Origin of the sequence: Pseudomonas fluorescens (assembly GCF_001902145.1) — a bacterium.
In the GTDB taxonomy this organism is placed as follows: domain Bacteria; phylum Pseudomonadota; class Gammaproteobacteria; order Pseudomonadales; family Pseudomonadaceae; genus Aquipseudomonas; species Aquipseudomonas fluorescens_BV.
This window is the reverse complement of the sequence record NZ_MRST01000024.1, coordinates 1-12,121: the sequence shown is the minus strand read 5'-3', so window position 1 is coordinate 12,121 and position 12,121 is coordinate 1. Positions and strand designations below refer to the sequence as shown.

The following is a 12,121-nucleotide window of genomic DNA, read 5'->3' as shown; positions in this document are numbered from 1 at the left end:
CGCCTGTGGCGCATTTTCGAGGGGTTGTTATGTTTTATGTGCAACGTAATGCACAGGGCGCGCTGGTTCGCGTAGAGGCTATCGCCTTTACCGAATCCACTGAGACCCTACCGGCCGATCACCATGAGATACAGGCCTGGTACGCCAACGAAGCGGTGGAAAACAGCCTGGCCCAGCTCAAGCAGAGCGACTTGGAGATGATCCGGGTGCTGGATGACTTGATCCAGGTGCTGACCCGCAAAGGGGTGATCAGCGTGACCGACCTGCCGCCTGCAGCCCAGGCCAAGTTGATGGACCGTAACCAGGCGAGGGAAGCGTTGGGTGGGTTGAGCCAGTTGATCGATGATGACGAGAAAGGATTGATTTGATCCAACCGCCCCTACGCACTGTAGGAGCGAGCTTGCTCGCGAAAAAACTGAAATCGCCGCGGGGTGTCAGGCTCTGCGCGTTACCGTTGGCGATTTTCGCGAGCAAGCTCGCTCCTACAGGTAAATTATTTCCAGGGCGCGGGTTCACCAAATAATTGGCCCTGCACCCCGAAAATCCCCATCTCACGAATCACCTTCAGTTCGCCCTCGGTCTCTACACGCTCGGCAATCAGCGGCAGGTCGATGCTATGGGCCGCTCGCTGGATGGCCTCGATAAACAGGCGCTTGTCACTTTCCTGGTCGATGGCGCGAATGTAGCTGCCGTCGATCTTCAGATACGCCAGGCCCAGGCGCGCCAGGTTGCCGATCATGCTGAAGCGCCCGCCGAAACGTTGCAGGCTGAGAGAGAAGCCCAGCTCGCGCAGGCGCTGGGTCATCTGTTCCAGCACGGGCTGCTCGGGCAGTTGCTCTTCACCGATCTCCAGAGTGAGGCGCGGGCCCAGGTTGCTGTGCTGGCGTAGCAGGTCATAAATGCGGTTCAGGGCCTGGGGGTCCTGCAAGGTCGCGGCCGAGAGGTTCAGCGCCAGGTTCTCGGTGTGGCTGGCCATCTGCTTGAGCACCTGCTCCAGCATCAGGCGGTCCAGGCGGGCCGACCAACCGAAGCGCTCAAGCCACGGCAGGAAGCGCCCGGCCGGTATCGTGTGGCCGTTTTCGTCCTGCAAGCGCGACAGCACTTTGTAGTGCAAGACCAATTGTGGATCCTGGCTGGCCACCACCGGCTGGAAGTACAGCTGGAAGCGCTGCTGGGTCAGGGCCTGGTCCAACAAGGTATGCCAGGCATGGTGATCGTCACCGACGCTGGCGGCGGCGCTGCGGTCCAGGCACACCCAACTGGTGTCGCCTTGCGCTTCGGCCTGGGCCAGGGCCTGATCGGCCAGGGTCAGCAGGGCTTGGGGCGCGTCGCCATGGCTGAACGGTGCCAGGCCGATATAGGCGACTGGCGTAACGTCGCTGGCGCCGGTCGCCTGCAGGCTGAGCAAAGTGCTTTCGAGGTTTTGCGCCAGTTGCACCGCTTCTTCACGCATCAACCCCGGCGCCAGCACGGCGAACTCACCGCCACGAATACGGGTGACGAGGTTATGGGTTTCCGGGTACGGCGCGCACTGGCGCAGCAGTTGTTCGCCAACCGCTTGCAGTAACTGGTCGGTGCGCTGGCCACCCAGGCGCTGGTTGAGGCCGGCCAGGTCCTTGACCCGCAGCAACAGCAGGTAGCCGGAGTTGGTCTCTTCCGGGTTACTGACGCGGGCGTTGAGCTGCATCTCGAAATAACGGCGGTTGGCGAGGCCGGTGAGGTTGTCCTGATAGGATTCGGTGCGCAATTTTTCGCTACGCTCAGCCTGTTCCTGGAACAGTGCCTTGAGCTTTTCCACCATCTGGTTCATGGCCTGCACTACCCGCCGCAGCTCTGGCGTACGAGGCAGGTCGGGCAGGCTGAGGAACTCGCGGCGGGCAATGGCGTGGGACTGTTTGACCATATAGTCCAACGGCTTCAATTGCCGGCGCAGCAACAGCCCACCCAGCACCACGCTGACCGCGCCGCACAGCAGCAACCAGCCCAGGCTACCCAAGGCGCTTTGCCAGAGCTTGGCCAGGGCGAACATCGGATGGCTGACCACTTCGACCCGCGCCGCCTGTTCCCAGCCACGGCTGACCAAGGCATCACCACCGGCTGGCTCCAGGCCGATCAGCTTGACGAACCAGTTGGGCACGCCGTTGTTGTCAGGAATACCGCTGCGCTCGACGATGGTTTTGTCGGTGGCCAGGTCCACGACGCGGATGCTGGCGTAGTAGCCGCTGTCGAAGATCGAGCTGACCAGCAGTTCTACCATGGCCGGGTCGTCGATATTCGGGGTCAGCGACAGCGCCAACGCCGTCGCAGCATCCTGGGCGTGGGAGCGCAGTTGGTTGACGTATTGGGTGCGCGAGCTTTCCAGGCTGACCATGAAGCTGCCGCTGAAGGCGACCACCAGGAATAGACAGATTGCGATCAATAGCTGTTTGAACAGAGACATCCGATCAGTTACTCCTAGTTGGCAGGCTCGGCCGGGAAGCCTTCCGCACGCATTTTTCTCAACACATCCTGCCAGCGCGACAAGCGTTTGGTATCACCGACTTTTTTGTTGCCCTTGGCACCGGGCAAGTACAGCCCCTCGGCGTTGAATGAGTACACCGGGACCAAGTCGGTGCGACGGGTAGCCGGCAGGATCTCATCCATCAGGCTGTCGAGCACCAGTGGGACAGCGTCGGGGCTCGAATAATAAGTCAGGACCATGTGCGCCCGATTCTGCCGCAGGGCCTTGACGTAGGTAATGCGCAATTTGTCGCTGGACACGCCTAGGTGACGCAAACTGAAATACTTTGCGATGGCGTAGTCTTCACAGTCACCAGCACCTTTCCAGAGTGCCTCGACGGGCGTCTCCCAGTAATCGACAACCTGCCAGAGATCGATGTCTTCCACGTAGGTCATTTGCTTGTTGAAGAACAAATTGACGACCTTGAGCTGCTCCTGCTCGCTGACCTGTTTTTCGCTTGCCAATAACCGCTGCCAGGCGTCGATACGCTGCTGGCCTTGACCCAAAGGCCCGTAGACGGCGGTAGCCTTGCGGCTGATTTGCGAGAAATCCCAATCGGCACGCAGCCCGCCGAGCATCAGGCCGGCCAGTAAAGTTGCTGATAAAAGCCAGCAAAGCAGTCGATAGGGAATAAAACTTACCGCCAAAGTGTTCAGTCCGTGAAAGAGACGGAATTTCCAGGGATGGTGAAGCCTGGCCCTACAAAAAACAATGGCACAGTGCAATCATCACAGGAGGCGGCGTTTTTATAACCGCCCTTGTCAGAAACACAAAGTATGCTGCGTGAGCCCTTACAAACGGAAACTCTGGCTGTTTGACAAGCACCTGGCCCATCTTTAGTGTTCTTTGGATCCAATTAGCCCAAACTGTTATTCAAGAAAGGAGGATAGCGCAACCGTGACGCAGAAGCCGAACCCATTAAGCAGCATCAAAATCAGCGGGCCTATTCCCGCCCATCTTGCGCGCTCCGTTATCGAAGAAACGTTGCGTAATGCCATCCTTGATGGGCGATTGCCCTGTGGCACCGCCATGCGCCAGCAAGAACTGGCCAGCCTGTTCGGCGTCAGCCGCATGCCGGTACGCGAAGCGTTGCGCCAGCTGGAGGCGCAATCCTTGTTGCATGTGGTGACTCACAAGGGTGCCGTCGTTGCCCCCTTGATCGAGGACAATTCGGCTGAGACCTATGCCCTGCGCATGCTGCTGGAGTCCGAGGCCCTGCGCCTGTCGATTCCATTGCTCACCGATGCGGACCTAGCTCAAGCCGAAGCGTGTATCAATGCGCTGGAAAGCGAGAAAGACTACACCGAGATTGGTCGGCTCAATCGCCTGTTTCACATGGTGTTGTACGGCAAGGCGCCCAACCAGCGGCTGCTCACTTTGGTCGAGCACGGATTGAATGAGGAGGAGCGCTTCCTGCGCTTCAACCTTGAGGCGATGGGGCTGGGGGAGATTTCCCAGGAGGATCACCGCGAACTGCTGAGCCTGGTGGCGCAGAAGAAGGTCGAGGAGAGCATCCTGACGCTGCGTAACCACTTGATGCGAGGCATGGAGGTGATCGCGACCTATCTCAGCGGCCTTGAGAGCGCCGACAAAAAAGCCGTGCAGTAGTTTTTTTCGCTTTTGCCCTTAATCCTTAGGTGATGTAGCAACTTTCTTATTCAGGGATTGTTGCTCCATCAGAAAAAACAAAGAACTTAAGTAATAATTAAAGCCGACTCAGCGCACAGAAAAATCCCACGTATAGCTGGGTAAATTACCGCACACATAAACATCGGGAAAAACATCTAATACATTTGTACACCGCTTCAAATATTCAATCCGCTTATTATCTTCTCCCAGCAAGCCACACCCCTCACTCCGCTGCGCCTGCCTAGTTAAAAGGTCGCGCCGTGCGCGTGGCCGCGCTCAAGTTAGTCTTGCGCTCACGACTATAACATTCCAACACTGCTTTTAGAGCACTCGCGACAACCCATAGGCGTCAACCATGTACCCACATTCTCTCGCGCAAAAAAAACAACAACTTCTTGATCATCCGTTATTTATAGAAATAACCAGCCTCGGCAAGTTACAACACTTCATGAAACACCATGTATTTGCTGTCTGGGATTTCATGAGCCTGACCAAACGCCTGCAACAGGACCTCACTTGCATGCAGATACCCTGGCTCCCCTCCACTGACCCGCAAGCCGTCCGCTTGATTAATGAAATCGTGCTGGCGGAAGAGTCGGACGAACACCCGACACGGGGCTATTGCAGCCACTTCGAGCTGTACCTGGACGCGATGACGGAAGTGGGCGCCAGCACGGCCGCAATCACTCGCTTCATCGACCTGCAGAGCCAGGGGGTGGAAGTAAGCGCGGCCTTGCAGATGATCGATGCGCCCCCGGGCGTGGCCCGCTTCGTCGACAGCACCTTACAAATTGCCCTGAGCACTCCCACCCACTGTGTGGCGGCGGCGTTCCTGCATGGCCGCGAGAGTGTGATTCCGTCAATGTTCGAAAGGCTTTTGCATAGCCACGCTTTCATAGGTCGCCAGGCCCCTACGTTATGTCACTACCTGCGCCGCCATATCGAAATAGACAGCGATGATCACGAGCCTGCGGCGCAACAGTTGCTACAGCGCCTGATCGACGCAGACCCCAGTCGTCAGCAACAGGCCGATAACGCCGCCTTGGGCGCCGTAGAAAATCGTATTACCCTCTGGGACGACGTGCTGGCCTCGATGCAAGAGGTACGTCCGTGAACGCCGCCCACTACCAATCCTTTGCCGATGACTGGGAGCGTCGCGCAACTATCCGCACACGCCCCCGGCGGATGTTGGAAGACGACGACAAACCCATCTTCCCCCTGTGCCGTCAGCCTCTGGTGCTGAGTGCAACCTTTCTCAAGCACTGCCCGCAATGGCGCGACTTCGTGCTGGTGCAAAGCTTCTATAAATTCATCAATGACGTGGTGATTTTCGAAACCGAGATCGTCGACAAAACCGCGCGCAGCATCGCTAAAAATCGCTTCTCCCTGCCCTTCCCGCTCGCCTGCCGCTACGACGCGATGACGGTCGTTGTCGACGAGGATTACCATGCGCTGGTCGCGCTGGATTTCCTGCAGCAAGCCGTGGAGATGACCGGAATCCAACCGCTCGATCTACCCGGGCAAATTGAATTGAGCCGCGCGCTGCCGACAGCCCAGGCACAGGTACCGACATACTTGCACGATGCCGTTGAGCTGATTGGCGTCGCCATCGCTGAGAACACCGTCACCCATGACGTCGCAGCGTTTTCCAAAGATGGCAGCGTCAAATCCTCTGTCCGCGGCCTGATGGCCGATCATCTGTTTGATGAAGGGCGGCATGCGCGGTTCTGGACACAGTTGGTGCGCCTCTACTGGCAATCGGCAAGCTCTGAAGATCGCGACCACATTGCTCAAGCCCTGCCCGTGTTCCTGACGCACTACCTGAACAACGACCTACAGAAAGACTTCGATCTGCAACTGATCGAACACTTGGCTATCAGTGGCGACACTCGCCTGGCACTGCGCGACGAAATCCAGGCGCTGGACTTTCCCATCACCCACCAACATCCGCTGGTGGCCAATATCATGGGCTTTCTGCAACACAGCGGTGTACTGCAAACCCCCAGCGTGGCACAGGCCCTGAGCGACTACCTGCCCGTATCGAGGAGGTTGGCATGAGGCGCTTGCAGATCGAGTGGCGTGGTACCAGTAGCGCTCTGGCGGCGCTCAGGCAGGAGCTGGAGCAATATGGGCATGTGGCAGGAACGGGATCTGTGGATCTGGTTATTGAAGACGGGAGTCAGCCGCTGCCGCCCTCGCCCGCCAGTGCGCCATGGTTAAGCTTGCGCGTGGGTATCGGCCCGCTCGGCGAACACGGGCTGCCCTCACTGCAATTGCGCTGCTATGACCGTGAGTGGCGCCTGCTGACCGTGCACGACGTTGCCCAGGAGCCCAGCGGCAATGGGCAGCGGTTGCGTCAGCAGGCAACGAATGCAGTGGTGGAGTGGGCTGCTTTGTTGGTCTGCGGTTTTTCAAGAGACCCCGCTTATTTCTCGGCAACGGCCACTGCTAACGCCTGGCCTGAACAGGGTCTGCAAGAGTTGGATGCCTTGGCTTTCATACATCGATTCAACCGTACGGCGAACCCCGCCCTACTGCAGGCCGCCCAGGTACCCCTGATCGAACGGCTGCAGGCCAGCCTCAATACCTTCGCGCATCGAACAGCGCTGAACATCGCCGGTCATGTGCTGACTTATCGGCAGCTCCAGCACCAGGCCATGGCAATCCAACAACGTCTGTTTCCCCTGCTGGAGGGTGTCGAGGCACCACGAGTAGTCGGTGTATGCCTGGAGAAATCCGCCGAGCTGTACGCCAGCATTCTTGCGGTGCTTGGCTGTGGCGCCGTGTATTTGCCGCTGGTACCGGACCACCCGGAGCAACGCCAGCACTGCATGCTGACCAGCCTCAAGGCCTGTGTGCTGCTGGAGAATGGTCAGCACCCATTGCGAGAGCGTTTCGTTTCACTTGATGTGAGCCAGGTTGCCGCGCACAGCGCCGACATGACGCAACCGCTAATGCGCCGTCGTCCCCGTGCCGACGAGCCGTGCGTGGCACTGTTCACCTCGGGTACGACTGGCCAGCCCAAGGGGGTATTGCTTAGCCAATACAACCTGGCGCATTTCACGGCCTGGCTCGTCAGTTGCGTGGCGTTGGATCAACACAGCCGTGTCCTGCAGTTTTCGCCACTGGGCTTCGATTCGTCACTGATCGATATTTTTCCGGCCTTGATCGCCGGCGCCGAGTTGATTGTCCCCAGCCCAGACCAACGTCACGACCCTCAGCAACTGGTAGAGCTGATCGGCAAGCAACGCGTCTCTCATGGGTTTGTGCCACCGGCACTGCTCAGCATCCTGCCGCTGGATCAGCCATTGGGTATGGCTCATTTACTGACCGGAGGTGATTTCTGCGAGCCCTGCGTGATCGAACAACTGGCCGGTCAATGCCAGCTGCATAACCTCTACGGGCCGACCGAGGCCACTGTGTTGGCGACCCATCGGGTATTCCAACGAGGTGACAGCCATCGCAATATCGGCCTCCCCATCGCTAACAGCCAGATGCTGATTCTCGACGAAAACCTGCAGCCCGTGGATGAACAGATAATGGGCGACTTGTACATTGTCGGTCCCGGCGTAAGCCTGGGTTATTCGAATACACCGTCGCGGCCCGACAATCCGTTCGTGACGCTGACACTGCCAAATGGCCAAGTGCTACAGGCTTATCGCAGCGGCGACTTGGCGAAATGGACGCAAGAGGGCATCGAACTGGGCGGCCGTGGGGATGAGCAAGTCAAGATCCGCGGGTTTCGAGTTCAGCCTCAGGATATTGAACAGTGCTTGCGCGATAGTCGCTTGTATCGCCAAGTGGCAGTGGTGATCGATACGGCACACAGAGTCATCGGCTTTGCCGCCCAGCCGAAATCTGGCGCTACACTGGCAAGCCTGAAGGAACATGCTCGACAGTGGTTGCCCGTGCATATGCAGCCCAGCGCTTGGAGCGAACTGGCATGCATGCCCCGTTCGAATAACGGCAAGATCGATCGCAAGGCCTTGCTGGCCATGCCAATACCCATACCCATCGGGATGGATCGCTGTCGCATACAAGACCCTTTGCAGGCACAACTGGCTGACGTGTGGGGTGAGCTGCTGGGATTACCCGCAGGCGAACTCTCGATCGATGAGAGTTTTTTCAACCTCGGTGGCCACTCCATCCTGTTGTCGACCCTGTTGTTACGCCTGCGCGAGCAGTTTGGCCGTAGCTTCTGCCTGAGCCCCTTCTTTGAGACGCCGACCATCCGCACATTGGCCGCACTCATGGATGGCAGTGCGCTGCCGGATACACCGTCCGACCAGATGGAGCAAGATGCGACGCGAGCACTGGAGGTCGAGATGCTGCCCGAGACCCTTGCGGGAGACTCGCGCAAAGCCATCGTCACCGGGGCGAACAGCTTTGTCGGGGTTCATATCGTCCAGGCACTGCTGGCTGGCGGGGCGAAGGACGTGGCATGCCTGGTGCGCGAGTGGCCCGGCCATTCGGCGGCGGCAAGGTTCGCTCAGGCAGTGCGTGAATACCGCTTGGAACATCTGGACCTGAGCCGAGTGCAGGTATACGCCGCTGATATTCGTAAACCCCGCCTGGGCTTGGCCGACGACGTGTACGAGCACCTCGCCCGTCATTACGGCGTGGTGGTGCATAACGCCGCGCAGGTCAATCACGTGATGGATTACGCCTCACTCGCCAAGGACAACGTCGAGCCGGTGCTGGAGTGCCTGCGTCTTTGCGAGACCCATTGCAAGAAGGTCCTGACTTTCATCTCGACGCTGTCAGCCTGCAGCAGCGTGGATACCGACGGGTACGTTCTTGAAACACCTGCGAGGCGCACACTGCCAATCTACGTGAAAAACGGCTACAACCTCTCCAAGTGGGTAGCCGAGCGGCTATTAGGACGGGCAGTCGAGCAAGGGGCCTGGGTAAACATTCACCGGCCGGGAAATATCAGTTTCAACAGCCAGAACGGTGTCTGCCAGCCACAGAAAAACCGCTTGATGTTGATGCTCAAAGGGTCTCTGCAATTAGGGATGGCCCCGCGACTGGACGCCAATTTCGATCTGATGCCGGTGGACTTCCTGGCACGTTTCATCGCATTCCACAGCGCGCACTTTGACCCTGGGCGAAATGTGTTCAACCTGCACAACCCGCTACCCTTGAGTTGGGACCAGTACCTCGACGCCTTCAGCGAGGCTGGGCACGCTTTTGACCGAGTAAGCATTGAACACTGGCAACGGGCGCTGCGCAAAGTGAGCCGCGATAACGCCTTGTTCGGAGTGCTGGGCTTTTACCTGGACGGACTGGGCGAAGACATCGGTGACACGTCGATGATCCGTTACGACAATGCCCGGTGGGGCTTGGAAAAAATGGGGATGTGCTATCCACCCAAGAGCCAAACGCTGTTACGCAAAGGCTGCGACTATCTGAGCGCTATTAGCTTCCTCTGAATAGCACCCTGGAAGTGGGACCACCGGTCGGAGCGAGAGGCCTCGCTCCGATGCGGTCAGGATCAGATCTTGAAGCTATCGACCAATTGCTTCAGTCGGCTGGCCTGCTGGGACAGCGCATCGCAGTCCTTAAGCGTCTCGTTAAGGTTGGCCACACCCTGCTGGTTCAGCAAGTTGATCTGGTTGATATCGACGTTGAGGGTTTCAACCACTGCAGTCTGCTCTTCAGTGGCGGCCGCGACGGATTGGTTCATGCCATCGATCTCAACGATGCGTTGCGTCACGCTGACCAGGCGCTCACCTGCCTGGTTAGCGACTTCGACGCTTTCTTCGCTGGAAGCCTGGCTGGCGTTCATGGTGGTCACGGCTTCACGCGAACCCACTTGCAGCGAAGTGATCATCTTGTGGATTTCTTCTGCCGACTCCTGGGTACGGTGCGCCAAATTACGCACTTCATCCGCCACCACGGCAAATCCACGCCCGGCTTCGCCAGCACGGGCCGCTTCGATCGCCGCGTTGAGGGCGAGCAAGTTGGTTTGCTGGGAAATACCTTTGATCACATCCAGGATGTGTCCGATGTTATCGGTACTGGCATTGAGTGTTTCGATCTGCGTGCAGGACAAGCTGATCTTTTGCGACAACTCAGACATCGCCTGAATGGTTTGCTCCACCACTTTACGACCATCGTCAGCTTGTTCGCTGGCACCACTGGCATGCTGGGACGCATCAGCGGCGTTGCGCGCGATTTCCTGGGTGGCGGCCCCTAGTTCGTTGATGGCTGCGGCCACGCTGTTGGTACGCGCGCTCTGTTCGTCAGAACCGATGATCGACGCATTGGATGAAGCCATCACACGCTGGGACAAATCGTGCACCTGGCGCGTTGCCGAAGACACTTCGGAAATCGACGCGTGAATTCGCTCGACGAACTGGTTGAATGCGCTGCCGACCTCGCCGAATTCGTCTTTGCTGGTCACGTCGAGACGTCGGGTCAAATCACCTTCGCCTTGGGCAATGTCCTGCATAGCCACACCCATGGTGGTCAACGGGCGCAACAGTACTTGAATCAACAGGCTCAGGAGTACCGCAATAGCCACAACGGCAATCAACATCGCAATCAAGGCCGAAGTACGGAATTTGCCCAGTGGGGCATAGGCTTTTTCTTTGTCGATCGATAAGCCGATGTACCAGTCAGCGCCAGGCAAACCGCTGATAGGCGTGAAAGAGAGAATACGATCCTGTCCGTTGAGTACGACGTCCTGATTGAGCTTGTCAATGCGTACGTTGGTGCCGGGGTAGATGTCCTTCAGATTTTTCATCACCTGGTCCTGGTCTGGACTGACGATGACCTGGCCATCACCGCTGACCAGGAAAGCATGGCCGATACCACCGAAGTCTACGGAGTTGATGATCTTCACCAATGTCTGCAGGCTCAGGTCACCACCGACAACACCCAACAACTCGCCGTTCTTTTTCACCGGCATGGCAATTGTCACGATCTGACCGCCCACAGCCGCCATATAAGGCGGTGTAAGCATGGTTTTGTCCGCCAACACTGCTTGCTTGTACCAAGGGCGCTGACGAGGGTCGTAGTCGTCAGGCATCTTCGCGTCAGGGCGCTGGGTGAATACCCCGTTGGTTTGTCCCACATAGGTAAACTGGAAATTGGTGGTGAATGCTGGCTGATCGACCAAACCTGGGAGGTCGGCGGCGCTGCCCTGGTGGGCAACGTTCTGCGCCAGGTTCTCGAGCACCAGGATGCGACCACTGAGCCAGTTCTGCACACTGCTAGCGGTGAGTTCGCCGGATTGCTGGATGGACGACGTCAGGTTTTGCCTGATGGTGCTGCGCTGCAGGTAGTCGTTGTAGAGGGTGAATAACGCGAAGGCTAAAACCACGACGCCTGACGCGGCCAACAGAATTTTATGACTGAACTTGAGATTCATTTCATCGACTTCTTTTGCCAAAGGGGGGTGAGCGTGCCGAGTGGAACATTCCATGTAACGGGATAGGCAGACTCTGCGGTCGCTCTATTTCGGTGCACGCATGGCTCGTCAGGCTTTCGGCCAAACTCCGACAAATCTTAGGAATTTGTGAGAAGCATCTTCTTTTAACGTAGGAAATCGACAGGCGGTAGCAGTAAGGCAGATTTGCTGCGGTGGGCCGCCCTAAACGACAAAACCCCTGTCTGCGTTAGCAGACAGGGGTTTTGGAATTCAATCTTGACGATGACCTACTCTCACATGGGGAAACCCCACACTACCATCGGCGATGCATCGTTTCACTGCTGAGTTCGGGATGGGATCAGGTGGTTCCAATGCTCTATGGTCGTCAAGAAATTCTGTGTACCAGACCGTTGCGTTGGCAACGTGCCGGTGAAATTCATGAGCTTCTACATAAACAAAACCCCTGTCTGCGTTAGCAAACAGGGGTTTTGGAATTTAATCTTGACGATGACCTACTCTCACATGGGGAAACCCCACACTACCATCGGCGATGCATCGTTTCACTGCTGAGTTCGGGATGGGATCAGGTGGTTCCAATGCTCTATGGTCGTCAAGAA

8 protein-coding genes and 2 rRNA genes are annotated in these 12,121 nt (G+C 57.7%); 5 read left to right on the top strand and 5 right to left on the bottom strand.

Translation table 11 applies throughout. The features are described from left to right. Positions 1 to 29: 29 nt before the first annotated feature. A complete protein-coding gene (locus BUE92_RS14070; RefSeq protein WP_073524391.1) occupies positions 30 to 368 on the top strand; it encodes a tryptophan synthase subunit beta in 339 nt (112 codons plus the stop codon). 125 nt (positions 369 to 493) lie between these two features. Here BUE92_RS14070 and lapD read toward each other — a convergent pair whose 3' ends face one another. Together lapD and lapG are read right to left on the bottom strand one after the other, a co-directional pair. Further along, complete coding sequence (gene lapD, locus BUE92_RS14065; protein ID WP_073524389.1) at positions 494 to 2,440, bottom strand: cyclic di-GMP receptor LapD; 1,947 nt, start codon at positions 2,438 to 2,440, stop codon at positions 494 to 496. A 14-nt stretch (positions 2,441 to 2,454) separates the two neighbouring features. Then, positions 2,455 to 3,078: a cysteine protease LapG gene (gene lapG / locus BUE92_RS14060; RefSeq protein WP_371915188.1), complete on the bottom strand. Its 624-nt coding sequence runs from the start codon at positions 3,076 to 3,078 to the stop codon at positions 2,455 to 2,457. Positions 3,079 to 3,397: 319 nt separating this feature from the next. On the opposite strand from lapG, the gene BUE92_RS14055 reads away from it, so the two are divergent. The 4 genes from BUE92_RS14055 to BUE92_RS14040 all read left to right on the top strand — a co-directional run bounded on the left by BUE92_RS14055 (position 3,398) and on the right by BUE92_RS14040 (position 9,561). Next, positions 3,398 to 4,108 (top strand): GntR family transcriptional regulator, encoded by a 711-nt coding sequence (locus BUE92_RS14055; RefSeq protein ID WP_073524385.1) that lies wholly within the window; start codon positions 3,398 to 3,400, stop codon positions 4,106 to 4,108. 376 nt (positions 4,109 to 4,484) lie between these two features. Then, positions 4,485 to 5,243, top strand: coding sequence for a DUF3050 domain-containing protein (locus BUE92_RS14050; RefSeq protein WP_073524383.1), 759 nt, complete (start codon positions 4,485 to 4,487; stop codon positions 5,241 to 5,243). After that, positions 5,240 to 6,187, top strand: a complete 948-nt coding sequence (locus tag BUE92_RS14045; RefSeq protein WP_073524381.1) for a diiron oxygenase — start codon at positions 5,240 to 5,242, stop codon at positions 6,185 to 6,187. The genes BUE92_RS14050 and BUE92_RS14045 overlap by 4 nt, the downstream gene beginning before the upstream one ends. Further along, a complete protein-coding gene (locus tag BUE92_RS14040) occupies positions 6,184 to 9,561 on the top strand; it encodes an amino acid adenylation domain-containing protein (protein WP_073524379.1) in 3,378 nt (1,125 codons plus the stop codon). The genes BUE92_RS14045 and BUE92_RS14040 overlap by 4 nt, the downstream gene beginning before the upstream one ends. Before the next feature lie 62 nt (positions 9,562 to 9,623). Here the strand turns inward: BUE92_RS14040 and BUE92_RS14035 are convergent, their stop codons facing one another. From BUE92_RS14035 to rrf (BUE92_RS14025), 3 genes are all read right to left on the bottom strand, one after another. Beyond that, a complete protein-coding gene (locus BUE92_RS14035) occupies positions 9,624 to 11,504 on the bottom strand; it encodes a methyl-accepting chemotaxis protein (RefSeq protein ID WP_073524377.1) in 1,881 nt (626 codons plus the stop codon). A 274-nt stretch (positions 11,505 to 11,778) separates the two neighbouring features. Beyond that, positions 11,779 to 11,894, bottom strand: a 5S ribosomal RNA gene (gene rrf, locus BUE92_RS14030). 109 nt (positions 11,895 to 12,003) lie between these two features. Next, positions 12,004 to 12,119: ribosomal RNA gene (rrf, locus tag BUE92_RS14025) — 5S ribosomal RNA — on the bottom strand. Positions 12,120 to 12,121 lie beyond the last annotated feature (2 nt).